Below are 26,964 nucleotides of genomic sequence, written 5' to 3'. Positions count from 1 at the left end.
CTCCCTGAAAAAATGCAAAAAAACAGCCACTGCGCGGTGGCACTTTGCACGAAATCGTCGCGCCTTCAAATTAACATCATTGCGCGAATCAACGTCAGCTCAATAAGCAGTCAGGGCCGGAGAAGGACCGATGAGCGCTACAAAACCGACATGGACGACGGATATTCAGCGCCTGGTCAGTGAATCGTGCTGGCAATTGCCGCTGCAAAGAGTCGCACTGAGCCCCTCCTGGATTGAAGCCACGCAAGGCCAAATCATCAATCTGCGTCAGATCGAGTCGGTCCGGCAATGGTCGCCGCTTATCTATCAGCATCTGACGGCCTCAACGCTCGCGCATCCTGAGCTGAGCCCGTCGGTGTGGTTCGAGGACTCGCTGGAAATCTTCCGCCGCTGGGTCAATCAAGGCTGGCGCATCGATGCCCATGCACCGATGAACGTCGCCGAACGCATCGCTCGAAGCCCACGCCGCCCCCTCCCCGAGCAACCCTGGCACGGTCACGCCGGCCTGCATTCCCATGACCGCAAGCCGTTCGCGGTGCGCCACCTGAATCTGTGCCGCGAGCAGGCACGCAGCGCCCCTGCGCTCTTTGCCGAACAGGCACCGAGGCGCATCGGTCAGTTCTGATCTCAACACCTCACGCCGCTGACCTGATGCACAGGATCTGCATCAGGTTTCGACCGGAGTCCCTCCGGTAGTGCTTTCTGCTCCCTCTTTCATTCACCACTTGCCGTTGGAGAGTTGTCATGAGTACGCCTTTAAAGCAGTTCACCTCGCCCGCCGGGCAGGCCCCGAAGGACTTCCAGAAACTGGGCCTGGAGCAGCAGTTGCCGCAATTTGAAACCGACTGGAGCAACAACCTCGATGGCTGGACCCAGGCGGCGATCATCGGCAACCCGTGGAGCAGCCTCAATGACGCACCACGAGCGGGTTACTACAACCCGCTGATCGAGGGCTTCGACGACAACGCAACGCCGGTTGAATGGACCCCGTTCCCCAACCGCCTGATTGTCTACCTGACCCAGGCAGGCTCGGCCGCCAACCCGCAACTGGGCGGCAAACCACTGAGCATGGAACAGGTCATGGCCCTGGCCGACAACGGCGAGATCGACATCAACGGCACGGCCCTCAAGCTGTATGACCCGCAAGGCACTGGCAACCTGCTCAACCTGCCAACCGTCCGCTGTCCGCAGATCGACTGGAACGGCCCCTACAAGCCGTTCTCGCCGTCCGGCCCACGTGGCTGGCTGGACGAATACTGCGAGTGGTCGATCACCCGCGATGCCAACGGCAAGCTGCGCAGCGTCATGTTCACCTGCGAAAACCCGGCTTATTACCTGACCCTGTGGCGTATCAATCCTGAAGCGGTGCTGGGCCTGTACAAGGACTACATAGATCCGTCGGTGGTGATTGAGGACCTGTACCTGCGCTACGCCTACGATCAGCCGACCGGCAAGAAAGGCGAGCCGGTGATCGATCCGACCACCGGGCGGGCGGCTTACGACGTGACCAATAAGTGGAACTCGGGCACCGCACGCGTTCCCGGCCAATATGGCGGCGCGCTGCACCTGACTTCCGGGCCCAATACCCTGAGCGCCGAAATCTACCTGGCGGGGGCCGCAACCATTCAGCGTCCCGACGCCAGCAGCGTCAACGCGCAGACCCTGATCTGCTGTGCACAGTACGGACAGAATTTCCGTAACTCCGACCCGTTCATCGGTTTCAGTGCCAATAGCCTGGCAGGCGCTAACCGCATCACCCTGACCGACCCGGTGGGCCTGTATCTGCAGCAGCCGCAGAGCTTCGCGAACTGGAAAGGCCCCAAGGGCGAGGATGTCAGCCAGTACTGGAAAGTCACCCGTGGCAGCGCCGGTACAGGCCCTGACGGCATCGACCAGATCCTCCATGCGGTGTTCGAAATCCCGGAAAGTGCCGGTTTTTCAATCAGCGACGTCACCATCGACGGCAAGCCGATCGAGTACATCGGGCAGATTGCCAACCAGATGAAAGTGGCGCTGTCGGCCAGCACACTGAACAGCATTGAGCCGCCAATCACCCCTTGCGTGGCTGACCGCACCACGGCGATCCAGCCTTATCCGGTGCAGTTGCTGCCACTGGAGCTGTTCTACGGCGAGTCGCCCAGCGACCTGCCGGCCTTGCTCAAGCCCGGCAGCAGTCATCAGTTCGTGCTGGTGGTGCAAGGCGCCGACGCCGGCACCACCGCCGCAACGGCGCGCATTGAGTTCTCCAACCCCGGGGTGACAGCGCAGGTCAGCGAATTTCTGGCCAACGCCACGCCGGTTCCGGGAGTGACATCGGCCAACGGTACCCAAGGCTATGTCATGACCATCAAGGTGGCGGCCAACGCCGCACCCGGGCTGGTGCAACTGCGTGCGCTGAACCCGTCCGAAGCCGCCAACCCAAGTGCTGACGAGCATCCATGGGCCAGCTCACTGGCGATCGTGCCGGTCCTTTAACCAATCACGCCGGACCCGCGCAGCGCACTCGCTGGCGCGGGTCTGCGGCTTGCAGGGAGCAGTATCATGCGCTTGTTTACCGCCCTCATCGAACGAGGCCGTGCAGGCCTGCTCGGCACCTTGCTGGCGCTGCTGTCGTGGGGTCTGACTGCCCAGACCAGCCTGGCGGCGGCCAACCCGCAGACACCGGAACAATGCGTACAGCAGCTGGTGTTCGACCCCAACAGTGGCAGCTTTCTGACCAGCGACAATCCATTTTTGCTGTCGCAGAAAACCATCAATTGTTACGCCTGGCAGATGTTCATCGCGATGAACTGGCCGGTCAATCCAGGCTGGCCAACCAACCCGAGCCTGGCCGGCGAGCCAGACCTGCACAGCCCTGCCAGCCAGTTCGGCGTACCGACCCATACCAGCCAGCCGATGAGCATCGCGCCGCTGTGGTCCAGCTATAAAGATGCCAACGATATCTTCCTGCCCGGCGCGGTGCCGCCCAGCGCCTGGGGCGTCCAGGCGCCGGCACCGGTCGGCTGCCAGGCCAGGGCCAGCCTCGGCTCGGTGCGTAGCGGTGCGCGCAAATTTCTGACCGCCACCTCCGAAAGTGCGGTGAGCGCCAGACACCGCTTTCATATTTCTTCCAGCACCCCGGCCACCACCCCTGATCCGACCCTTGAGGCCACTGGCGGCTGGCTGACCGACCAGGCCGGCAATCTGGTGTACTTCGAGCGCAAGGTTGGCAAGGCCGAGTTCGACTACATTGTCGCCAATTCACTGTATGACGCCGCCGACCAGCTACGAGTCGCCACCAACCAGGATGGCAAGAGCCCGCAAGGCCTGTCGCTGCCAGCTGGCGCCCACTTTCGCAACCCGCCCGCCAAACCGGTCGCGCAGGAACAGTTGGGGGCATTCGAGATCAAGGCGGCGTGGCGTATCCTCACCGGCAAGCCGCAGCTGTATTCGCGCTACCTGACCAGCGTCACCTGGCTGCAACGTCCCGACACTGGCGAGTGCGCCCAGGAAGTGGTGGGCCTGGTCGGCCTGCACATCATTCACAAGACCGAAAGCCTGCCGGACTTCGTCTGGACCACCTTCGAGCATGTCGACAACGTCCCCGACGGCGGCCCGGCGCCGGCGGCCGGCTACACCTTCAACAACCCCAACTGCACAGGCAGCAGCTGCACCCCCAACCAGGAACGCATCACCTGCAATGCCTCCGGCTGCACCGATAACTTCCCGCGCAGCGAGCCGGTTCAGGTCAGCCGCGAGTACCCGCTGAGCAGCTACATGAACGCCCTCAACAGCGCCGTGCAGCAGGCCATTGCCAGCAAGACCAACGGCCAGTCGGTGTTTCAGTACTACAAACTGATCAACGTCCTGTGGGATGGCTCGCCGACCGCACCGAGCCCCGAACCTGGCGCCAACGCGCCTGCACCCTTGGTGTACGGCACCTTCAACAGCGACGGCAATGTTCCGGCGGCCAACACCGTGCTGGAAACCTATATTCAGAATGTCTCGTGCGACGGTTGCCACAAGAACGCGAAAATCGCCGGCAAGAGCGGCCTGGCCGCGGATTTCTCGTTTTTGTTCGAAAACGCCGACTCGGCCAAGCAGCCGACGTTGATCAGAAGCTTGCCCTGAGCGTTCGACAGGCAGCCGCTGGCTGCCTGGCTGTCTCGCCTCCAGCAGCGCAGTGCTGCTCCAGAAGCAGCCCGCCAGCAACCCCTGACGGCCAGGACGCAGTCTGGCCCGAGCAATGAGCCGCGCGGCCGCAAAAGCCGTCCACGCGGCCTGCTGATGAAAATAAAAATCCTTTTTAATCAATTAGTTAAAAATTAAAAAGTTTCTCTGGCCATGGCTTCGGCAACTGGCACAGACCCTGCTATTCCCCCTCTGAGCATCTAGCGCATCCACCACCGACAAGAATGCGCAGTCGTTACTTCTTGCGTCTTATGGGGATTTCATCATGTTGAAGATCAATCCGATTACCCGGGGCATCTGGCTGACCCTGGCCCTGGGTGGCAGCGGCACCAGCCTGGCCTGGGCTGCCGAGCAGAACGGCACCGCCGCCGAACCGGCGCCAGCCCTGAAAACCGTGACCGTCACCGCACAGCGCCGCGAACAGACCGTGCAGGAAGTGCCTGCCGCCGTGTCGGTGGTCAACGGTTCGAGCATCACCGCCGACGGCGTGCGCACGGTGGACGACATCACCACCTTCGTCCCCAACGCCGCGGCCAAGAACCCCGACGGCGACGGTCGTCCGCGCTGGTACATTCGCGGCCTGGGCACTGGCGATACCGGTGCTGCTACGGTTTATCCGGTCGGTATCTACGCCGACGACGTGTACCTCAATGCGCCTATCGCCGGCGGCGGCCCACTGTTTGACCTTGAGCGCATCGAAATCCTGCGTGGCCCGCAAGGCACCCTGTACGGCAAGAACACCACCGCCGGTGCGGTGAATATCATTTCGAAGAAACCCGGCTTCGACACTGACGGCTACGGCACCATCGGTTTTGGCAGCAAGAACGAGCGTATTCTCAGCGGCGCGCTGGGCGGTGCGCTGGTGGATGAAAAACTCGCCGCACGGGTGTCGCTGTACTCCGAAGAGCGCGATGGCTTCACCACCAACGAAACCAACGATCACACCTACGGCGACGTCAACAAGAAAGCCGCCCGCGTGCAGTTTCTCGCTCAACTGACCCCGGACCTGGACGCCCTGTGGAAAATCCACAGCCGCGAGTACAAGGGCGACGGCAGCAACGGTTCGCTGCCGACCGGCACTTATTACAACGTTGGCTACCAGCGCCCTGAAGGCCGCCGGATCGAGCTCAACGTCAATGAAAGCTCGCGCCTGGACCATGACGGCAGTTCGCTGACCCTGAACTGGCACCTGGGCGACTACACCCTGACCTCGATCACTGCTTACGACTACATCCGCAGCAAATCGGTCAGCGACGGCGACTACACCCCTTACGAAGTCAACGGCACCTCACTCAGCGACAACGAGTACCGCCAGTACTCCCAGGAACTGCGCCTGGCCTCGCCGCAGCAGGAGCGCCTGCGCTGGCTGGCCGGCGCGCATTATTTCCACGAAGACCTCGACAGCTCCGGCATCCGCAGCATCGTACCGGGCACCTCGCCCAACGGCACCGGCTCCAATCAGGTCGGTGCAACCGTGCTGCGCGACCTGAATTTTGACCACAGCACCGACAGCTACGCGCTGTTCGGCAACGTCGCCTTTGACCTGACCGACAATTTCACCCTGACCACCGGCCTGCGCTACACCCAGGAAAAGAAAGACATTGATCTGAACCTGACCCAGCTGACCCGCGCCACCGCCACCGGCCCGCTGATCCCGCTGAGCAGCGCCGGGGCGAACGGCAGCAGCGAGCGCGACAAGACCTGGGACGCCTGGACCTACGACGTCACGCCTGAATACCGCATCAACGACAACGTGCGGGTGTTCGCCCGTTACGCCCACGGCTTCCGTTCCGGCGGTTTCAACACCGGCCTGTCCACCAGCCTGGCGCAGCTCAGCACTGTCGACCCGGAAGAACTGGATGCCTACGAGCTGGGCCTGAAGTCGGAGTGGTTCAAGGGCCGGCTGATCGCCAACGCCAACGTGTTCTACTACGACTACTCCGACATCCAGGTGAACCTGCTGACCGTCAACAACGGCATCCTGACCACAGCACTGACCAACGGCGCCAAGGGCAAGGTCAAGGGCGCCGAGCTGGAGCTCGAAGGCCAGCCGACCGAGTACCTGCACCTGCGCGCCGCGCTGTCGTATCTGGACACCGAATACACCGACTTCAAGAACGTCAACCCGACCACCGGCGCAGTGACCGCCGACTACAGCGGCAACCGCTTCGTGCGCTCGCCCAAGTACGTGGTATCGCTGGGCGCCGACTACACCATACCGCTTGAGGTTGGCGGCAAGCTGGTGGTGGGCGGCGACGTGAGCTTGCGCGACAAGGAATACTTCCTCGCCGACCGCCAGAGCAGTGTCGACAAGGAACTGAGCCAGCCGCATTACACCTTGGCCAACGCACGCCTGACCTGGTTCAGCCCGGACGAAAAACTCAGCGTCACCGGCTTTGCCAACAACCTTACCAACCGCGAATACCAGGTTCACGGCCGCCCCAACGGCGCCGCCGGGCAGAACGTGATCGTCTACGGCGACCCACGCACCGTGGGTGTCTCGGTGACCCAGCGGTTCTGAGGATCAACGGCAGGAGCGGCTTGATCCGCGAACGGGGTTTAGGGGTTTAGGGGTTTAGGAGCTTCGGGGCTGAAGCCCCTCCTACGGCCCCTCCTACGCCCCCTACGGCCCTCCTGCGTACCTGAAAAATTGCCTTTCCCTATAGGGGTCATCATGAACGTGCGTCTCAACCCACTGGCCGGTGCCATTGCACTGGTCGCCAGCGGCCTGGCCTTGCCCGCGCTGGCCGCAGAAACTTCAAGCCCGGCAGCCAGCGACAGCGCCGGTAAACTCGACACCGTCGTGGTGGTCGGCACCCGGCGCAGTGACCTCACCGCACTGGAAAGTGCCGCACCGGTCGATGTGCTGTCTTCAGAGCAACTGCAAACCACCGGCGCCAACGACTTGCATTCGGCGCTGACGGCACTTGCGCCGTCGTTCAGTTTTCCGCAATCGCCCCAAGGCGCATTCGCCGGTTCCATCGCCCAGGGCGCTTCGCTGCGGGGCCTGGCCTCTGACCAGGTACTGGTGCTGGTCAACGGCAAGCGCCGTCACGCCAGCGCCAACGTCACCCGCCAGGGGGTGGTCAACGCCCGTGGTGCGGCGGCCGTGGACCTGAGCCTGATTCCGCTCAGTGCCATCGAGCGGGTGGAAATCCTGCGTGACGGCGCCGCCGCGCAGTACGGCTCCGATGCCATTGCCGGGGTGATCAACATCGTGCTCAAGGAGCGCGATGAAGGCGGCAACATCGGCTACCGCTTCGGCGGCTACGACAAGGGCGACGGTCTGCAACGCAAACTCAGCGGCTGGAAAGGCTTTGCCCTACCCAACGACGGCTTCCTGACCCTGAGCTTCGACGCCGGCAATCAGGACCCGGCCAGCGATACCCGCGACGACAACCGGATTTTTTATGCCGGTTCACCGAACATCAACACCGCCCGCGAACAGAACAACGGTTACCGCAACTGGCGCTGGGGCTCGGGCGCGGTCTCGGATCAGTACAATTTCATTGCCAACAGCGAAATCAATCTCAGCGACTCGCTCACCGCCTACGGTTTTGCCAGCTACGGGCACAAGAACACCGACTCGGAAAACTTCTACGACCCACCCACCACCCTGGCCAGCAACTACGGCAGCGTGGCCCTGGCACGCTACCCGGACGGGCGGATTCCGATCACCCGCTACAACCTTGAAGACTACGCGGCCACCGGCGGCCTGCGCTGGGAGGATGCGCAACTGGGCAAGTTCGACCTGGCGTTGAACTACGGCAACAACACGCTCAAGTCCACCGACCGCAATGCGATCAACCCCAGCTACGGCAACGCCAGCCCATCGAAGATCTACACCGGCGAGCGTGAAGCCGACCAGACCAACCTGACCCTGGACTGGGTACGCGACTTCGATACCCGACTGCTGTACAAGCCGCTGACGGTCTCGGCCGGCGTGGCCTGGCGCAAGGAAAACTACGAGCTGAGTGCGGGGCAAGCCGAAGGCTGGGCCAACGGTCCGCTGTTCAATACCCTGGACCCGGTCACCAACCGCCGCCTGGCCGGCTACTACTCGGGGATTACCCAGGTTGACGCGGCCTCGCTGGAGCGCAAGGTGTTCGGCGGCTATGTCGATGTCGAGGGGCAGATCACCGAGAAATTCCAGGCTGGCGTCGCGCTGCGCTCCGAGCACTACTCTGACTTCGGCGACACCACCAACGGCAAGCTGTCGCTGCGCTACGACTTCACCCCGCAACTCGCCGCCCGCGCCACCGCCAGCACCGGCTACCGCGCCCCGTCACTGGTGCAGAGCGGCCTGTCGTCGTTCAGCGTCCAGGCGGTCGAGCAACCGACCGGCAGCGGCAACTGGGTCGAGGTGCAACAGCGCCTGCTGCGTGCCGACAGCCCTGAAGCCCGCTTGCTGGGCGGCCAGGCACTCAAGCCGGAAGAGTCGACCAGTTTCTCGCTGGGTCTGGTCTGGCGACCGCTGGAAAATGCCTCGGTGACGGTCGATGCCTACCGTATCGAGATCGACAACCGGATCACCCTGTCGGACCAACTGACCGCCGCCACGGTCGCACCGGTGTTTGCCGGCACCCAGTACAGCAACATTCAGAGCGCAGCGTTCTACACTAACGTGGCCGACACCCGGACCAACGGGATTGAGGTGACCGGTAACTATCGGCTGAACCTCAATGAATTCGGCAAGCTCAATCTCAATGCCGGCTTCAGCCAGAATGACACCAAAATCACCGGGCTGCGGGATGTGGGCGGGATCAGCGGTTCGCAGATTGTGGGCCGCAACACGCAAGGCCTGATCGAGGAAGGCACGCCAGAGAACAAGTTCACCCTGGGCGCGAACTGGGCTTATGGCAACTGGGGCGTGAACGTCGCGCAACGGCGCTATGGCGAGTGGAAAAGCCGTAATGCAACCAACCCGGCCCTGGACCAGACCTTCAGCGCACAATGGGTCACCGACCTGGATGTCTCATACACCTTCGCCAAGGGTGTAAAGCTGACCGTGGGTGCGATCAACCTGTTCGACAGCCACCCGGACAAACTGGAAGGGTCGCAGTTGTATGGCGTGCCGAAGTACAGCATCACCTCACCGGAAGGCGCCCAGGGCGCGTTCTACTACACGAGCGTGAGCTACGACTTCTGATCGGTTGAATGCTGCCGGGCCCTGTAGGAGCAGCCGGGTGGCGATCCGGTTGCTGTGGTCCGGCATCCCGGCGAAGGCGGCGGCACATTCGCAGCAGATGCTGTGAATCTACTGGCCTCTTCGCGAGCAGAGCTCGCTTGTGTCTTTGATCAAGGTAAAGTCTGGGGTGAGAGGGGTGGATGGCAAGCTGACAAATCGCGGTGCCTAGAGCACGTGTGGGAGCCAAGCTGCCATCCACTCTTCCCGCTTTGGCTCAAAGCTCGAACAGTTGACTGAGTCCGACCTCGAACAACAAGCGTGAGTCAGGCCAAAGCGCCTCTCACTCTTTATCCTAGAGGTTTTACTCATGTCCGCCTATGCCGGTATTGATGTTTCCAAGGCCACGCTGCAGGTTGCGCTGTTTCCCAAAGCCGATGAGCTGTGTGTGCCTAATACTGAAGAAGGTCTCGCCAGCATCGCTGAGTACCTCAGCGCCCATCAGGTTGAACGAGTTCTTGTTGAAGCCACCGGTGGTTACGAGAAACTGTCGGTAAAGCTTCTGGCTAATGCCGGGTTCAAGATCCAGCGTATTAACCCTGTTCGTTCACGTCAGTTCGCTCTGGCCATGGGCAAGCGTGCCAAGACCGATCCAATCGACGCGCAAATGCTGGCCATGTTCGCCTCCAGCCTGGAGGCAAAGGGCTTCGCAAAGCCTGACGAGGAGCGCGAAGTCCTGCTTGAGCTGGTCAACTTGCGCAACAATCTGCTTCAACAACGTGACGACAACCGGCGCCGTATCAAACAGACCATAGTGCCCAGCGTGGTGGACATCTACCTCGCGTTGGAAGCCAGCCTCAAAGTGCAGATCAAAGCGGTAGATCAACTTGTCGATGCACAAGCGCGCAAGGTCGACTCAGAACTGCTGCAGCGGCTGCATGCCGTAAAGGGCGTAGGCCCAGTGACAATCGCCAGCCTGTTCTGCTACCTGCCAGAGCTGGGTGATCTGAGTCGTGGACAAATCGCAGCGTTGGCCGGTGTGGCACCGTATAACAACGACAGCGGTAGCAAGGCCGGCAAGCGGCAGATCTACGGTGGGAGGACGAAACTGCGCCGTGCGACCTACATGTGTGCGCTGGTGATGGTGCGCTACAACGCCGATTTCAAGGAGCGCTATGCGAGGCTGCGTGCCAAAGGCAAGTGCGCGAAAGTGGCCCTGGTGGCCTGCATGCGGGTGCTGCTGATACGTCTGAACGCCATGGTGCGCGACGGAACACCATGGCGTGATCACGTGGTTTGAATGGGGGGCGGGCTTTGCCCGCCATCGCGGAATCTATCCGCGATGGCATTATAAAATGCCCATTCATCGGGGGATGATGAAAGACAGTTGGCTCCCACCGGGGGCATACAGTACCTAAGTGACCAGTATTGCGGCTAAAGCCACTCCTACCGGCCAACAGGCATTCGCGAGCGGGCCAACTGGCCGCTCGCGTGCCGGGGTATACCCGTCAGGACGACAGGTAGGAAGAGCGGGTCAGGCCCAGCCGCAGGGCATCGAGGTACTGGGTGCGTTCACGCGGGCTGATCCTGGCGCTGGCGACCTTGTCGCGGTAGTGGGTCATCAACTCCTCCGGCGACAGGTGCACATAGCGCAGCATGTCTTCGATGGTGTCGTGGGTCTCGATACCGGCGTGGTACACGCTGCCGTCCTGGTTCTGGTAGATGTTCACCGAGTCGGTGTCACCGAACAGGTTGTGCATGTCACCGAGAATTTCCTGGTAGGCACCGACCAGGAAGATCCCCAGCAGGTAATCTTCGCCGTCCTTGAGGGCATGCACCGGCATGCTGGTCTCGATGCTCTGCTCGTCGACGTACTGGTTGATCTTGCCGTCCGAGTCGCAGGTCAGGTCTTGCAGCACTGCGCGGCGCACCGGCTCTTCGTCCAGCCGGTTGAGCGGGATGATCGGCAATACCTGGCCGATGGCCCAGGTGTCAGGCAGGCTCTGGAATACCGAGAAGTTACAGATGTACTTGTCGGCCAGCTTGTCGTTGAGTTCGTCCAGCACCTGGCGGTGCGAACGCTGGCGAGCCTTGAGCGAGTTGTGCAAGCGTCGGCACAGGGCAAAGTAGCACTGCTCGCCCAGCGCCTTCTGGGCCAGGGTGATCTTGCCATCAGCATACTGGGTGGCGATGTCGCTCATGTAGTGCGTGGCGCGCCAATAGGTCTCGGTGACCATCTCGATGTCGTTGTGATCGATCAGGTCGACCAGCCACTGCACGGTTTCCGGCAGGCTGGCCTTGTCTTCGATTTCGGGAACCTGGTCGTTGTGGCGCTCCACGTCGGTGACCTGGACCACCAGCACCGCATGGTGAGCGGTCAACGAGCGGCCGCTTTCCGAGAAGATATGCGGGTGCGGCAGGCCCTGCGCGTCGCAGAATTCCTTGAGCATGCCGACCACCACACCGGCGTAGTCGTCGATGTCGTAGTTGATCGAACTGGCGTTGCGCGAGTGGGTGCCGTCGTAATCGACGCCCAGGCCGCCGCCGACGTCGATATGGTCCACCGGCAGGCCGAGGCTGCGCAGTTCACCGTAGTAACGGATCGCTTCCTTGAAACCGTGCTGGTAGTCGGCCAGGTTGGCGATCTGTGAGCCCATGTGGAAGTGCACCAGCCGGATGCCCTGATCCAGGCCGGCCTTGCGGAAACGCTCGACCACCGACAGCAGCTGCGCGGCAGACAAGCCGAACTTGGATTTCTCGCCGCCGGTGTCGGCCCACTTGCTCGACGCCAGCGACGACAGCCGCACGCGCAGACCGACCTGGGGCGCCAGCTTGAGTTCGGCGGCTTCCTCGATCACCAGTTCGACTTCGGATTCTTTCTCGATGACGATGAACACGTTGTGGCCCAGCTTCTGGCCCATCAGCGCCAGACGGATGAACTCACGGTCCTTGTAACCGTTGCAGACGATGGTGCCGCCCTTCGGCGCCAGCGCCAGCACGGCCATCAGCTCGGGCTTGGAGCCGGCTTCCAGGCCGATGGAAACGTTTTGCGTGGCGATGATGTTTTCCACCACGGCTTCTTGCTGGTTGACCTTGATCGGGTACAGCGCGGTGTAACGGCTCTGGTATTCCAGGCGCGCGATGTTGTCATCGAAAGCGCCAGTCAGCTTGCGCACGCGATCTTGCAGAATGTCCGGGAAGCGCACCAGCAACGGCAGGGTCAGGCCGCTTTTGCGCAGGTCGTCGACCTGCTCGTAGAGGTCGATCGGGGTGCTACCGGCACCGTTGGGACGAACTTCAACGCGACCGGCTTCGTTGATCGCGAAATAACCGGCGCCCCAATGGCGAATTCCATAAACACTGCGGCTGTCCGCCACGGTCCATTGGCTGCCATCGTCTTTGCGTGTGCGTCGTACGGACATCGAAGTCCCCTGTCTATAAGTCGGTAAACGTCGGCCAAAGGCCGACCGGGCGCAGTTTAAAGCGCGGAAATGACGGTTTGGCTCCAGCGGCGCGGTTCAGCCGCCGGATTTTTTAGCCTTGAAACCTTTCTTGACCAGCTCGGCGATCAGCAGTTCGACATGATCGCCCTGGATCTCGATCACGCCGTCCTTGAGCGAACCACCGGTGCCGCAACGCTGCTTGAGCGCTTTGGCCAGGTCTTTGAGGGCATCTTCAGCCAGTGGCACACCGCTAACTGTAGTTACGGTTTTGCCACCACGGCCTTTACTTTCGCGGCGCACGCGAGCGATACCGTCACCGGCAGGGATAACCGTTTGCTTGCAGATACAGGCATCGACGGGTTGACTGCAATCGGGGCAATGGCGCCCGGCGTCAGTTGAATACACCAGCCCACCGAGGGCTGCGAAGGAAGCGGCTTTCTTGACCACGGGAAATCCTCGGCTTGAGGACTGAACACTGGACCGTCAGGGGACCTGCGGCCGCGAAGCCCCACTCTGGCAGGGGCAGCGCTGATCGGGCAACGACACTGCCCGAAGGCCGCGCAGTGTAACGGCAAATTTCCTGATTGCTAAGGGCCGGAATGCGGCAATTTACTGGGTTTTTGCGACCTGCTGCAGATAGGTCTGCAACGCCACCAGCGAGTCGGGGCAGCAAGGCTTTTGTTCACTCAGGCGCCGAGCCTGCTCGATGGGCAGGAAACAGGCTTCCAGGACCTCTTCTGGCTGCAACCGCAACGGGCTGTCCGAGACCGCCGAGAACACCGCGCACCAAAGCCGGTTGCCGCGCTCGTCAAACAGGAAACGGCCGTGATCTCGCAACGCCACACCGCCCACCCCCAGCTCTTCTTCGAGTTCGCGGGCCGCTGATTCAGCGTAAGTTTCATCCGGCTGGACCATGCCGCCGGCCGCAACATCCCAGTAGCCGGGATAAACGGCTTTGCTCAAGGTGCGACGATGCACACACAGCTCGCCGACAGAGTTGAATAACAGGATGAAGGTGCCACGGCCGATCAGACCCTTGTCGCGCAGCTCGGCACGCGGCACACCGCCGAGCAGGCGGTCCTGTTCATCAACCCAGGCCACCAGCTCAGCGTCGGAGGCCGCCCGATGAGCGGCCTCCTGTTCCAGCGTAGTCACTGACTCACTCACCACTCAACCCTGCGACAGCAACTGACGCAGGTCGATGACCGCGGCGTTGGCCCGCGAGATGTAGTTGGCCATTACCAGCGAGTGGTTGGCCAGCACGCCGAAGCCGTTGCCGTTAAGGATCATCGGGCTCCACACCGCAGCCTGCGACGCTTCCAGTTCGCGGATGATCTGGCGGACGCTGACCGTGGCATTCTTCTTGGCCAGCACGTCGGCGAAGTCGACCTCGATGGCGCGCAGCAAATGCGAAAGCGCCCAGGCCTGACCACGGGCCTCGTAGAACACGTTGTCGATCTGCATCCAGGGGGTTTCGACCACTTCTTCGTCAACCTTCAATACTTCACCGGGCTTGACGTTGATGTTGTCGGTGCGCGCAGCAGCATTGAGCTTGACCTGGCCGACACTGGCCGACAGCCGCTGGGACATTGAGCCCAGGCGGGTTCCGACATCACCCAGCCAGCTGTTCAGGTTGTCGGCGCGGGCATAGAACTGCGCACCGTTCTGGCTCGCCAGACGAGCCTGGTAACGGCTCAGGGCGTTGATCCCTTCCTGGTACTGCGACTCGCTGGAAGGCATGATCCAGCTGCGATCATTGAAGTTGAACAGTTGTTCGGCACGTGCCAGATCGCCGTCTTCGGTCGATTGCGACTGGGAGCGGGCAAAGTCCTTGCGCAGGGCCCGGTTCAGGTCACGTACCTGGACCAGTACGCCGTATTCCCAGCTCGGCATGTTGTCCAGCCACACCCCTGGTGGAAAGCGGTCGTTGGCCAGGTAACCACCGGGTTTGTTGAGCAGGGTGCCGGTCACCGATTTGAGGGTTTCAACGGTGGTGTAGCCGATCACCATCTGTTTGCCTTCACGCTCGGCGGCGGCCTGGGCGTTCTGCTGGACCGGAAACAGGCCCGGTTCGTTGCTCCAGTACCAGCCAACCAGAGCGGTCACTAACAGGTAGATGAGGACCAGTACGCCGAGGGCGCGGCTGAAGAAGATCCCGCCCAGATAGCCGCGTCTTTTGACCGCAGCCGTGTCGGCAGGGCGTTCGTCCGCGCTGCCTGCGCGGTTTTTCCAATCCAGCATGTCAGGGTCCTTTCGGTGGTTGGGCTCAGAAGCTGTGACCGCAACCTTACCCCAAGGTGCGTTTGCCCGGCACCCATTGTGTGTTTTTTGTCGGTGTGCAGGTCGCTGGGCAGCGATTGGGCGTCGCAATGCGACTTCGGTAAATGGCCGTAGGAGCGGATTTATCCGCGATCTGTGCAAGGCTTTTTGCCGCGGTTGACTGGACCGCGGGTTCCGCCCCGACGGGCGGGTTCCTTTGGGGCGCCAAAGGAACCAAAGCGCTTGCTCCTGGCTTGGGTCCGCCCTGCGGGCGAACTTCCCTCTGTTTTAAACCACGCCCAGTTGTTGCCATACCGGCAAGACTTGTCGTTCGAACGCTTCCAGTTCGGCGTCCAGTCCAACTTCTGTGGCGTGAATATCCAGTTGCCGGGCGCTGGCCAGTACGGTTTGTTTGAGCAGCTTGCCGCGCAATTGCGGGTAGTCCAGCAGGACCCGTGCGAGCAGCATCTGCAGCGGGCTGGCAGCCACTGCCGAGCCCAGGGTCGGGGCGGCCAGCCATTGGTAGGTTTCGCCCTTGAGCGCGCGTTCGCTGATCACCCGGTTCAGGGCCTGGCAACGTTCGACGTCCAGTTCGCCCGGCAGCAGCGGATGTACATGGCCAGCCCAGGCCAGCATTTGCAAGGCCGGGCTGATCGCGCCGGTCTGGCCACCAAGCGCTGGCAGCCCGGCCAGGCTGGCGAAGGTCTGTGGATAATCGGCCAGCGCCTTGAGCAACGGCCCGAACAACCCGGCCGGTCCCTGGACCGGGCCGATCCGGGTATCGAATTCGATTGGCCCGGCCAGCGGCGCGCCGGGCATGCGGGTCACACATTGTTGCCACAGCGCCTGACGATGCTGGCCGGTGGTCAGTGCTGCGACACCGCGCTTCTGGAACAGGTCGCAACGGTCCGACTGGTTGCGTGCCAAGTCTTTGAACAATTCCCGCTCGGCGACACCGGGCAGTTGATTGAGCAGCGCCAGGACGTTGCCCGGCACCGAGACTTCGTCGATGTTTTCCAGCGCCGTGGCGCTGCCGATGAAGTCACAGGCCAGTTCACTCATTTGCTCGATCAGTTCGCCGCTGTTGATCGAGCTCCAGTGTTCGTTGAGCAGCTCATGGGCCACGTAATGCACATGTCGGCTGGCCAAGCTTTGCAGGTAAATGCTGGCCTGCGGGTGCTCGGCGAAGAATCCCACGCGGGCGCTGGCCATGCCTTGCAGCAGGTTCAGGGCAGCGCTGACTCGCTGCTCAAGGCTGCCCGTCGCCCCTTGCACATGACGGCGCAACAACTGCTGCAACGGGCCCAGGAAGAACAACCCCGGCTGGCTCATATACCCCAGGTAAGCCAGCCCGCCGGGCTTGAGCAACTGCGCGACAGCCTGGCGCATCTCGCCTTGCACCGCCGGGCTGACCCAGGAGTAGACCCCGTGGCTGATCACAAAATCGAATGCATCATGCGTACAAGATTCAGCGAAATCACGGAAGTTCGCCTCGATAAACTCGATATTGGCCACTCCGGCCGCAGCGGCCAAGGCGCGCCCATGCGCAATATGCCGAGGGTTGATATCCACTGCCACAAAGTGCCCGTTGGGGTTGGCAGCGGCGTTGATAACGGCGCCATAGCCCTGCCCGCAACCCAGTTCACAACTGCGGTAAGCGCGGCTGATATCCGGCACCGCACGGCCCAGCGCGGTGGCAACAAAGGCCAGCCAGTTGGGGGTGGCCTGGGTCTGGAAGTGATGCGGGTAGGCAACGTCGGTGAGGTAGCTGGCAGAACTCATGGTGATTCCTGAAAACGCAAAGACCGCCTCACAGCGAAGCGGTCATTGCAGGCGGTAACGCCCGGATCATCAGAACGAAGCGGTAACCGAAGCGTAGAACGAACGGCCTGGCTCGTTGTAGGTGTTGGCGCCCTGACTGGTGCCCTGCCCTTCACGGTACATCCGCTTGTCGAACAGGTTGTTGATACCGGCACCCACCGACAGGTTCTTGCTGAACTCGTAGCTGCCGCCCACGCCCCACAGGTGGTAAGGGTCACGGGTGGACAAGGCATTGGCGGCGGTGATCGGCCCCGAAGACGGCAGGGTCGGGTTCAGGGTACGCGGCTCCTGTTTGCCATACCAGGTGGCATTGAGGTTCAGCGCCAGCTTGTCAGTGGCCTGCCAGTCGAGGAACGAGTTGATGGTGTACTCCGGGATCACCGACAGCGGCTGGCCGGTACGATCAGCATTTTCATCCATATAGGTGAAGTTGGTGCTCCAGCTCAGCGTCTCGCCACGTTCGCCCAGCAACGGCACGGTCAGGTTACCTTCCCAGCCCTTGACCACCGCGTCGGTGGCGTTTTCCCAACGCAGCACTGGCGAGGCGTTGGTGCCGCCGGTGGCCAGTTCACGCACGGTAATACCCGAGGCGATCTTGTTGTCGTAATCGTTGCGGAAGTAGGTCAGGCCTGCGCTCCAGCCATCACGATCGAAGCTGATGCCGATTTCCTTATTGACGCTGACTTCTGGCTCAAGGCTGTCATTGCCCAGGATGTAACACCCGCCACCGAGGTTGAAGGTCGGATCACAGCCCATGCCCATGCTGAACAGCAGGTAGTTGGGGTTGGACTGGTACAGGTTCGGCGCCTTGAAGGCCCGGGCGATACCGCCTTTGAGGGTGATATCGGGAGTCAGTTTGTACGATGTGTTGAGGCTCGGGCTCCAGTTGGAGCCGAACTGGTCATGGTGGTCCAGGCGCACGCCGGGGGTCAGCATCCAGTCCGGGGTCAGTTCGATGTTGTCCTCGATGAACACGGCGGCGATGGTTGCGTCCATATCGGTCGGCCGCGACCCGGCCACCGAATTAGGCAGCGCAGAACCGCCGGAGCCGGCACCGCTGACGGTCTGATTAAGCGCCGACGGGTCATCGAGCGTCTGCCGGTTCCATTCGGCGCCGATGGTCAGCACTTGATGCGCCAGCATCTCCAGCGGGATGTTCACCTCACCACTGACCAGGAAGCTGTCGTAATCGCTGGTGATCTCGCTGGCATCGGCGTTGATGTTGCCGTCGCTGCCGCCCGACAAGCCTTCCTGCAGGCGGCGGTTCTGGGTGCCTTCGTACTGCGCGGTCAGCTTCGAGGTGCCGAACGCCCAATCGCCCTGATGGGTAATCGAGTAGGTCTGACGGTACAGGGTGTTGGTTTCACGGCCATACAGCGCCGAAATACGCTCTTGCAGGGCCGCCGAGTCGTTGATCGCATCGCCACCGGTGTCGCCCGCGTAGATATTGCCCTGACGGCTGTAGCCGGCTTCGAAGTCGATGGTCTGCGCTTCATCCAGGCGCCACGACAGCAGGCCGTTGATGTCCTTGTTACGCACCCCTTCACGACCGGCAGCGTAGGTCGGCGAAATACCATCAGCCGCCGCTGCCGCATCGGTCTTGGCCCAGTTGATGTCCAGATCGTCGGCATCGGTTTTGTTGAGGTTGCCGTAGACCCGGAAGCTCAGGGCGTCGGTCAGCGGGCCGGCGAGGCTGAAATTGGTGCGTTTGGTCACCCCTTCGGCGTCGTCTTCAGGCAGGTTGGTGTAAGCGGTAATCGAGCCTTGCAGCTTGTCGGTCGGGCGCTTGGTGATGATATTGACCACCCCGCCCATGGAGCCGGAACCATAACGGGCCGCCGCCGGGCCGCGCAGCACCTCGATGCGATCGATCATTTCAGCCGGCACCCAGTTGCTGTCGCCACGGGTATCGCGCTCGCCGGTACGGGTCATGCGCACCGAGTTACGCGAAGTCACCGGCTTGCCGTCGATCAGGATCAGGGTGTTTTCCGGCCCCATACCGCGCAGGTCGATCTGCCGGTTGTTGCCACGGCTGCCGGTGGTGCTGTTGCCGGTCAGGTTGACGCCGGGCATCTTGCGCACGATCTCGGAAATATCGTTGACCGGCGGACGCTTTTTGAGGTCTTCGGCGGTGATGATAGACACGCCCGACGCCTGCTTGAGTTCCTGCTCGGCGGTGCCGATGACATGGGTATCGCCCAGTTCCAGCGCCTCTGGCGAGCCATCGGCAGGCAGTACGCTGTCCGGTTTGACGACTTCGTCAGCGGCTGCGCCGATCACTCCGGCAGCGCCGACCGGCGCACTGCAGGCCAGAACGATGGCTGACGCCAGCAGGTTAGGCTTGTACTTCGGATTCATGCCCATCTTCCCCATTGATCGTGCGCCCGAGACGGGCAGAAAAACGGCGGAAAAGGCTTTATCCAAACCTGCTTAATAGTGCCTGAAACCTTGCTCCAGAGGCTTCCCCGCCGCTCCAACGGGCGGAATGATATTTAATCTCATATAGGAGTAAATTGTTTTTACGTTATTTACACAGCTCTGGAAGACAACTGACCGCTGTCACGCACATGTTTGCCCCGCGCAAACAAGAAACCCTCTAAAGCGAGTGCTGCAACGCCTCGAGAAAGTGGTCCAGCACCAGGTTCTGGCGGCGCCCCTTGCGGGTGGCAATCGCCAGCCGGGTCTCGAAGAACAATCGCTCCGGGCACAGTGCTGCCATTAGCCCCTTCTCGACCCACACTGCCGCGTAATGGTCAGGCAAATAGCCGATGTAGCTACCGGTGAGGATCAGAAACGCGATGCCTTCGCGGTCACTGGCCGAAGCCACGCAGTTGAGCAACTGATGCAGGCCGATGGCCTCGGCGGTCATCCGGTAGCTGGGCACCACGGCATCGAAATCCTGCAGTTCTTCGTTGCTCACCAAGGCGGCGCGGGCGAACAACGGATGGTCATGGCTGCAATACAGGTTGGAACGTTCTTCGTAGAGCCAGGTGTAATCGAGCCCCGACAAGGGGGCGATCAGCGGGATGGCGCCGACATGTAGACGGCCGTCGAGCAGGCCGCGTTCGATCTCGCCCGGGGTGCTCATGCTCAGATTGATGCGCACCCCGGCGCCCTCACTGCGCACGGCCTTGAGTGCCCGGGTGATACGCATCTTCGGCTGGGTGACCAGATTGTTGACGATACCGATGTTCAGGTCACCGCGCAGTTGCCGGTGCATCAGGTTCACTTCACTGCGAAAGCCTTCGATGGCCGCCAGCAGCGTGTCGCTGGCGCGCAGTACCTCACGGCCCTCATCGGTCAGGGCAAAACCGGCCCGGCCGCGCTGGCAAAGCCGCATGCCCAGGCGCTTTTCCAGATCACTCATGTGCAAGCTGATCGCCGAGCGGCTGATGCCCAATGCCCCTTCGGCTGCGGAAAAACTGCCGCACTCGACTACGGTTTTGAAAAGCCGCAGCAGGCGCAGGTCGAAATCACTCACCTGGCTGAGCGGCGGTTTACGCGCCATGGGATTCACGCCTCATAGGTGAGCCATTCAATAACTTAACTTTAGAAGATATAGATTTAACTCACCCATTGCGCAGGCACAAGCTGTCGTCATCCATAACCCCTCATAACAACAGGGTTCACCTCATGAATCAGGCTCTGCAGCAAACCCCTTCGCTGGCCAGTCAGCTCAAGCTGGACGCCCACTGGATGCCGTTTTCGGCCAACCGCAACTTCAAGCGCGACCCGCGCCTGATTGTCGGGGCAGAAGGTAGCTGGCTGATTGATGACCAGGGCCGGCGCATCTATGACGGCCTGTCAGGTTTGTGGACCTGCGGCGCGGGTCACTCGCGCAAGGAAATCCAGGAAGCGGTAGCCAAACAGTTGGGCACCCTGGATTACTCACCGGCCTTCCAGTACGGCCACCCGCTGTCATTCAAGCTGGCAGAGAAAATCACCAGTCTGACCCCGGCCGGCCTGGATCATGTGTTCTTCACCGGCTCCGGCTCCGAGAGCGCCGACACCTCGGTGAAACTGGCGCGTGCCTACTGGCGCCTGAAAGGCCAGGCACAGAAAACCAAACTGATCGGCCGCGCCCGCGGCTATCACGGCGTGAACATCGCCGGCACCTCACTGGGCGGGATAGGCGGCAACCGCAAGATGTTCGGCCAGTTCATGGACGTCGATCACCTGCCGCACACCTTGCAGCCGCATCTGGCCTTTACCAAAGGCGCGGCTGAAACCGGCGGTGTCGAGCTGGCCAATGAACTGCTGAAACTGATCGAACTGCATGACGCCTCGAACATCGCGGCGGTCATCGTCGAGCCGATGTCCGGCTCGGCCGGTGTTATCGTGCCGCCGGTGGGCTACCTCAAGCGTCTGCGCGAGATCTGTGACCAGCACAATATCCTGCTGATCTTTGACGAAGTGATCACGGCCTTTGGCCGCATGGGTAAATGGACCGGCGCCGAGTACTTCGGTGTCACCCCGGACATCATGAACATCGCCAAGCAGGTGACCAACGGTGCCATCCCGATGGGCGCAGTCGTCGCCAGCAGCGAGATCTACAACACTTTCATGAGCCAGAACCTGCCCGAGCACGCGGTCGAATTCTCCCACGGCTACACTTACTCGGCGCACCCGGTGGCCTGCGCGGCCGGTATCGCTTCGCTGGAGCTGCTGGAAAAGGAAAACCTGGTGCAGCAATCCGCCGAACTGGCACCGCACTTCGAGAACGCCATCCATGGCCTTAAAGGCGCGCAACATGTGATCGACATCCGCAACTGCGGGCTGGCGGGCGCCCTGCAACTGGCCCCCCGCGACGGCGACCCGATCGTACGTCCGTTCGAAGCGGGCATGGCGCTGTGGAAAGCCGGCTTTTATGTACGCTTTGGCGGCGATACCCTGCAGTTCGGCCCGACCTTCAACGCCCAGCCGCAGGATCTGGACCGGATGTTCGATGCCGTTGGTCAGGCTTTACAGGGCATCAAGTAAGTGAGCCTGCGTACACAGGCCGTGCCAAAGGTACAGGTCGATAACGAGCAGGTGACCATCACCGAGTGGCGCTTTGCGCCGGGTGCCGAGACTGGCTTGCATCGCCATGGTTATGACTATGTGGTGGTGCCGCTGACCAGCGGCACCTTGCTGCTGGAAACCCCAGAGGGCGATAAATACGCGCCCTTGGGAGCTGGGCAGAGCTACTTTCGCAAAGCCGGTGTTGAACACAATGTGATCAACGCCAGTGACCATGAAGTGGTATTCGTCGAGACCGAACTCAAACCGCAGCGTTAATAGCCAGCTGGCAGCCAGCGCTGCCAGATTGATCAAAGCTTCAGGCACGAAGACGTTCTGCGCCTGAAGCTGACGCCCCTTCCGACGAACGGTCGTCAGCGGTAAATAAATCGTCATAAAAAAGTGTGCGCCTTTTTGACGGTTTGGTGACCTGCGGCACACCACGGCAAAGATGACGGTGCTAGCATAGCGCCATCAACCCTCCTTTAGCCGCCTCTCCAGCAGCCCGCCAATGACCGAAGCATCTGATCCCAGTCGCGAGCGTCTCAAGCTTTATTTTGCCCAGCGGGTCGTGCTTCAGGTGCGGCAGATCCTTGAGATTTGGCAACGCTTGCATAAAGGCGAGTGGACGCCGACTGATCTGGATGAGCTCAAGGAAGCGGCGCGGGATCTGTTACGCAGTGCGGAACGCTTCGGGCAGACCGAGCATTTGCGTCTGGCGCAGCAGCTTGGTGATCTGGTCGCCAGCCTGCAAGCCAACCAGGGCCGGCTTAACAGCGAGTTGATCAGTGAAATCAGCCTGCTGATGCAGCAACTTTCGCAAACCGGCCTGCGTCATGGAGACCGGCTGCAGCAGACCACCCTGCCACCTCTGCGCACGCCTGTTTATATTGCCTTGCGTCACCGCGAAGACAGTGAACAACTGGCCCGGCAACTGGAGTTCTTCGGGTGCGCAGCGCTGGCGCTGGATAACGTGGCCAGCCTGCACACGGCACTGCAACAGCGCCAGCCGGCGGCCATTATCATGGATGTTGATTTTTCCTCCCCCGGCGCAGGCCTGAAGCTGGCGACAGACTTGCAGCACACTCTGCCCGTCAGAGCGCCGCTGCTGTTTTTCAGTCGTGACGAAGCTGATACCCCCACCCGCCTGGCGGCGGTGCGCGCCGGTGGCGACGAGTTCCTGACCGGTTCACTGGACGCCTCGATTCTGCTGGAAAAGATCGAAACCCTGACCCGCGCCGATGGCTATGAGCCGTACAAGGTGTTGATCATCGACGATTCGCGCTCGCAGGCCCTCTACACCGAGCAGGCACTCAATAGCGCAGGCATCGTCACCCGGATCTTGCTGGACCCGATCCAGGCCATGAGCGAGCTGGCGCAGTTTCAGCCAGACCTGATCATCCTCGATATGTACATGCCAGGCTGCACGGGGCGGGAGCTGGCCAAGGTCATTCGTCACAATGATCGTTATGTCGGCGTACCGATCATCTACCTGTCGGCCGAGGACGATCTGGATAAACAGCTTGATGCGCTGAGCGAAGCAGGCGATGACTTCCTGACCAAACCGATCAAGCCCAGGCATCTGGTGACCACGGTGCGCAACCGCGTCAACCGGGCCCGGCACCTGAAGGCACGCATGATCCGCGACAGCCTGACCGGGCTGTTTAACCACACGCATATCCTCCAGTGCCTTGAAGACTGCTGCTTTCAGGCCCGCCGCGACAATAAGCCGCTGTGCTTCGCGATGCTGGATATCGACCACTTCAAAAGGGTCAATGACAGCCACGGCCACCCCATGGGCGACCGGGTGATCAAAAGCCTGGCGCTGTTTCTCAAGCAACGGCTGCGCAAGACTGATCTGATCGGCCGTTATGGTGGCGAAGAGTTCGCCATCGTCATGCCCGACACCGACCTCTACAACGCCCATAAGGTGCTGGACAGGATCCGTCAGGGCTTTGCCGAAGTGCATTACCCCGCCCAACCACTGGACCTGGCCTGTACCTTTAGCGCCGGAGTGGTCAGCCTGCATCCGCAAGACGATAGCCAGACCCTGGCCGCTTTGGCCGACAGTGCGCTGTACCGCGCCAAGAAGTCCGGGCGCAATCAGGTCCAGTCAGCCTTGAATACAGCAAACCACGCACTTGAATGGCCGGCCATCGAGGCCTGAAACCCACTCTTACAAACCGCTCTCCAGCACAATCCGGCGCGCTTGGTTATCATGCGCACCTTTGCCGCGATTTGAGGTTGCCATGCGCCGCCTGCTACTGATCATGCTGTTGCTGCTCACCCTTCCCGTCCAGGCTCAGGCTTCCGGCCTACTGGACAGCCGCCCCTCGGCAACGCTGGGCAGCTCGACCCTGGATAACAGCAAGCAATTTCTGCCGGTCCGCCAGGCTTTCCAGTTGAGCCTGATCGAAGCCACACCGCAGGCGGTCAAGCTGCGCCTGGTGGCGGCTGACGGCTATTACCTGTATCGCCATCGCTTCCAGTTCCGCAGCGAGCCGGCCGATGCCGGCCTGGGCGAAGCGCGCCTGCCCGCCGGTGAACAGAAGCATGACGAGTACTTCGGCGACGTGGAGGTCTATCACGGCATCGTCGATATCGAGTTGCCGCGCAACCCCGATGAGCAGCGCCCGTTCACCCTGGCCGTCACTTATCAGGGCTGCGCCGACCACGGCCTGTGCTACCCACCGGAAACCGAACGGCTGGACATCGGCAATGTGGCTGGTGCAACGGCCAGTGCCACAGGTAGCGCAGCGGTACAGCCCTGGAGCTGGAAAGAACTGGCGCTGTTTCTGCTGGCCGGCATCGGCCTGACCTTTACCCCGTGCGTACTGCCGATGCTGCCGATTCTGTCTGGCGTGGTGATGCGCGGTCAGGTCGGCGGGTTGCGGGGCTTGAGCCTGTCGCTGGCCTATGTGCTGCCCATGGCGGCCTGTTTTGCGCTGCTGGGCGCACTGATGGGCGTGTTCGGCGCCAGCCTCAACCTGCAGGCCCGCCTGCAATCGGCCTGGGTGCTGGTGCCGTTCGCGCTGTTTTTCGTGGTGTTCGCGCTGGCCATGTTCGGCGCCTTTCAACTGCGTCTGCCGGATGCGCTCAGTTCAAGGCTCGATCGCATCGCCGGCAAAACCCAGGGCGGGTCGTTGTGGGGTGCGGCGGTACTGGGCGTGTTGTCCAGCCTGCTGGTGTCGCCTTGCGTGTCCGCGCCGCTGGCCGGTGCGTTGCTCTATATAAGCGCCAGCGGCGATGCCATCGGTGGCGCCCTGAAGCTGTTCGCGCTGGGGCTGGGCATGGGCTTGCCACTGATTGTGGTCGGCACCGGCGGTGCCACCTGGCTGCCGAAAAGCGGCCCGTGGCTTGAAACGGTAAAGAACGCCATTGGCGTATTGCTGCTGGGCCTGGCCATCGGCCTGCTCAGCCGGGTATTGCCCGGCGAGATCACCCTGCTGCTGATCGGCCTGCTGGCGGCCGGCGTTGCGCTGTTTATGGGCACCCTCAATTTCAGCGAAAAAACCACCCGCCAGACCCTTGCGCAACTACTCGGTCTGTTTTTACTGGTCTACGCTCTGGCGTGCTGGTACGGCGCACTCAAGGGCGAAACCGATCCGTTGCGTCCACTGGGCAGGCCCCAGGCGGTAGCCATGGGTGTCGCCAGCGTGACCGGCGAAAGCCAGTGGCAGACCATCCGCACCACCGGCGAGCTGGAGGCGGCGCTGGAAGCGGCGCGCAATGCCGGGCAGCCACTGGTCCTGGACTGGTACGCCGACTGGTGCATCAGTTGCAAGGTCATCGAGCATGAAGTGCTGCCCGACCCGCAAGTGGTTGCCCGTCTGTCGGCTTTTAGCCGGGTGCGTTTCGACATGACCGAGAGCAACGCCGAGCAACGCGCGCTGCTCGACCGCTACAAGCTATTTGGTCCGCCAGCGCTGCTATTTTTCGATAAAAGCGGCGAAGAGCTGAAAAATGTGCGAGTTGTCGGCGAAATCGATGCCAACGGTCTGATCGAGCGGTTAAACGGGGCAAATGACCAGATCTAAGATCCGGGTCACAAATTTTGCGCGATTATCGCTTATCGTGTTGACTACTGTTGTTAACTGGACAGATCTTGACCCTTGCGGCATAGTCGCGGCACAAAAACGCTCGTGAATAAAAAGGAATCGACGATGGCGACCCTGCTGGTCCTGCATGGCCCGAACCTGAATCTGCTCGGCACCCGTGAACCCGGTGTGTATGGCACCACCACCCTGGCGCAGATCAACCAGGACCTGGAGCAGCGCGCCCGCGATGCCGGCCATCACCTGATGTACCTGCAAAGCAACGCCGAGTATGAATTGATCGATCGCATTCACGCTGCCCGCGATGAGGGAGTGGACTTCATCGTCATCAATCCGGCAGCGTTCACGCACACTAGCGTGGCAATACGTGACGCGATCATGGGAGTGAGCATCCCATTCATCGAAGTGCATTTATCGAACGTGCATAAACGCGAACCTTTCCGTCATCACTCCTACTTCTCCGATGTTGCGGTAGGAGTGATCTGCGGCCTGGGCGCCAGCGGATACCGCATGGCCCTGGAAGCCGCCCTGGAACATTTGGCCAAGAACGCCAAGCCTTGACCGGCACGGCCTGAACCGGCTGCCGAATTGCACCCTACAGACCCTTTGGGAGTTGATGATTAATGGATATCCGTAAAGTCAAGAAACTGATCGAACTGCTGGAAGAGTCCGGTATCGACGAACTGGAAATCCGTGAAGGCGAAGAATCCGTACGGATCAGCCGTCACAGCAAGACTCCAGCCCAGCCGTACTACGCGCCAGCTCCGGTTGCCGCCCCGGTCGCCGCTGCACCGGCCCCGGCCGCCGCACCTGCCGCACCTGCCGCCGACGCTGCACCTGCTGCGCCCAAGCTCAACGGTAACGCCGTCAAGTCGCCAATGGTCGGTACCTTCTACCGCACGCCTTCGCCGACCTCGCCTGCATTCGTTGAAGTGGGTCAGACCGTCAAGAAAGGCGACACCCTGTGCATCGTCGAAGCGATGAAAATGATGAACCACATCGAAGCCGAAACCAGCGGCGTGATCGAGTCCATCCTGGTAGAGAACGGCCAGCCGGTTGAGTTCGACCAGCCGCTGTTCACCATCGTTTGAAC

At 61.6% G+C, this 26,964-nt stretch carries 19 protein-coding genes; 12 read left to right on the top strand and 7 right to left on the bottom strand.

From position 1 onward, the window contains the following. Positions 1–130 precede the first annotated feature (130 nt). The 6 genes from NJC40_RS09555 to NJC40_RS09530 all read left to right on the top strand — a co-directional run bounded on the left by NJC40_RS09555 (position 131) and on the right by NJC40_RS09530 (position 10,595). Positions 131–625: a hypothetical protein gene (locus NJC40_RS09555; RefSeq protein WP_045487064.1), complete on the top strand. Its 495-nt coding sequence runs from the start codon at positions 131–133 to the stop codon at positions 623–625. Positions 626–744: 119 nt separating this feature from the next. Beyond that, a complete protein-coding gene (locus tag NJC40_RS09550) occupies positions 745–2,475 on the top strand; it encodes a DUF8225 domain-containing protein (protein ID WP_253142841.1) in 1,731 nt (576 codons plus the stop codon). 66 nt (positions 2,476–2,541) lie between these two features. Then, positions 2,542–4,110 carry a hypothetical protein gene (locus NJC40_RS09545; protein WP_253142842.1) on the top strand — a complete coding sequence of 523 codons (1,569 nt, stop codon included), beginning with the start codon at positions 2,542–2,544 and terminating at the stop codon, positions 4,108–4,110. 325 nt (positions 4,111–4,435) lie between these two features. After that, positions 4,436–6,691, top strand: a complete 2,256-nt coding sequence (locus tag NJC40_RS09540; protein WP_253142843.1) for a TonB-dependent receptor — start codon at positions 4,436–4,438, stop codon at positions 6,689–6,691. Positions 6,692–6,844: 153 nt separating this feature from the next. Then, a complete protein-coding gene (locus NJC40_RS09535) occupies positions 6,845–9,319 on the top strand; it encodes a TonB-dependent receptor plug domain-containing protein (protein WP_253142844.1) in 2,475 nt (824 codons plus the stop codon). A gap of 346 nt (positions 9,320–9,665) precedes the next feature. Continuing rightward, positions 9,666–10,595 (top strand): IS110 family transposase, encoded by a 930-nt coding sequence (locus NJC40_RS09530; RefSeq protein ID WP_253143071.1) that lies wholly within the window; start codon positions 9,666–9,668, stop codon positions 10,593–10,595. A 208-nt stretch (positions 10,596–10,803) separates the two neighbouring features. Here the strand turns inward: NJC40_RS09530 and speA are convergent, their stop codons facing one another. From speA to NJC40_RS09495, 7 genes are all read right to left on the bottom strand, one after another. Beyond that, positions 10,804–12,717: an arginine decarboxylase gene (speA, locus tag NJC40_RS09525; RefSeq protein WP_045487048.1), complete on the bottom strand. Its 1,914-nt coding sequence runs from the start codon at positions 12,715–12,717 to the stop codon at positions 10,804–10,806. A gap of 96 nt (positions 12,718–12,813) precedes the next feature. Then, positions 12,814–13,185, bottom strand: coding sequence for a translation initiation factor Sui1 (locus tag NJC40_RS09520; RefSeq protein ID WP_045487045.1), 372 nt, complete (start codon positions 13,183–13,185; stop codon positions 12,814–12,816). 162 nt (positions 13,186–13,347) lie between these two features. Further along, positions 13,348–13,905 carry an NUDIX hydrolase gene (locus NJC40_RS09515; protein ID WP_373568487.1) on the bottom strand — a complete coding sequence of 186 codons (558 nt, stop codon included), beginning with the start codon at positions 13,903–13,905 and terminating at the stop codon, positions 13,348–13,350. Between the two features lie 3 nt (positions 13,906–13,908). Beyond that, entirely contained in the window at positions 13,909–14,979 is a 1,071-nt protein-coding gene (locus tag NJC40_RS09510) for a DUF2333 family protein (RefSeq protein WP_045487043.1), read from the bottom strand. 306 nt (positions 14,980–15,285) lie between these two features. Further along, positions 15,286–16,779, bottom strand: a complete 1,494-nt coding sequence (locus NJC40_RS09505; RefSeq protein ID WP_253142606.1) for a class I SAM-dependent methyltransferase — start codon at positions 16,777–16,779, stop codon at positions 15,286–15,288. A 69-nt stretch (positions 16,780–16,848) separates the two neighbouring features. Beyond that, positions 16,849–19,176: a TonB-dependent siderophore receptor gene (locus NJC40_RS09500; RefSeq protein WP_253142605.1), complete on the bottom strand. Its 2,328-nt coding sequence runs from the start codon at positions 19,174–19,176 to the stop codon at positions 16,849–16,851. Between the two features lie 238 nt (positions 19,177–19,414). Continuing rightward, complete coding sequence (locus NJC40_RS09495; RefSeq protein WP_253142604.1) at positions 19,415–20,326, bottom strand: LysR family transcriptional regulator; 912 nt, start codon at positions 20,324–20,326, stop codon at positions 19,415–19,417. 125 nt (positions 20,327–20,451) lie between these two features. On the opposite strand from NJC40_RS09495, the gene aptA reads away from it, so the two are divergent. The 6 genes from aptA (at position 20,452) to accB (ending at position 26,962) form a co-directional block, all read left to right on the top strand. Then, positions 20,452–21,798 (top strand): omega-aminotransferase AptA, encoded by a 1,347-nt coding sequence (aptA, locus tag NJC40_RS09490; protein WP_253142603.1) that lies wholly within the window; start codon positions 20,452–20,454, stop codon positions 21,796–21,798. After that, positions 21,799–22,095, top strand: a complete 297-nt coding sequence (locus tag NJC40_RS09485) for a cupin domain-containing protein (protein WP_253142602.1) — start codon at positions 21,799–21,801, stop codon at positions 22,093–22,095. A 232-nt stretch (positions 22,096–22,327) separates the two neighbouring features. Further along, positions 22,328–23,983 (top strand): diguanylate cyclase, encoded by a 1,656-nt coding sequence (locus NJC40_RS09480; protein WP_045486991.1) that lies wholly within the window; start codon positions 22,328–22,330, stop codon positions 23,981–23,983. A gap of 82 nt (positions 23,984–24,065) precedes the next feature. Next, positions 24,066–25,853, top strand: coding sequence for a protein-disulfide reductase DsbD (locus NJC40_RS09475; protein ID WP_253142601.1), 1,788 nt, complete (start codon positions 24,066–24,068; stop codon positions 25,851–25,853). Between the two features lie 126 nt (positions 25,854–25,979). Next, complete coding sequence (gene aroQ, locus NJC40_RS09470; RefSeq protein ID WP_045486985.1) at positions 25,980–26,432, top strand: type II 3-dehydroquinate dehydratase; 453 nt, start codon at positions 25,980–25,982, stop codon at positions 26,430–26,432. Positions 26,433–26,494: 62 nt separating this feature from the next. Beyond that, the gene (gene accB, locus NJC40_RS09465) at positions 26,495–26,962 is read left to right on the top strand and encodes an acetyl-CoA carboxylase biotin carboxyl carrier protein (RefSeq protein WP_045486982.1); all 468 of its coding nucleotides are present in this window, start codon (positions 26,495–26,497) and stop codon (positions 26,960–26,962) included. Positions 26,963–26,964 lie beyond the last annotated feature (2 nt).

The sequence above is a fragment of the Pseudomonas sp. 21LCFQ02 genome (assembly GCF_024129895.2).
In the GTDB taxonomy this organism is placed as follows: Bacteria; Pseudomonadota; Gammaproteobacteria; order Pseudomonadales; family Pseudomonadaceae; genus Aquipseudomonas.
The sequence above is the reverse complement of the archived record's forward strand: the minus strand, read 5'-3'. Positions and strand labels throughout refer to the sequence as shown.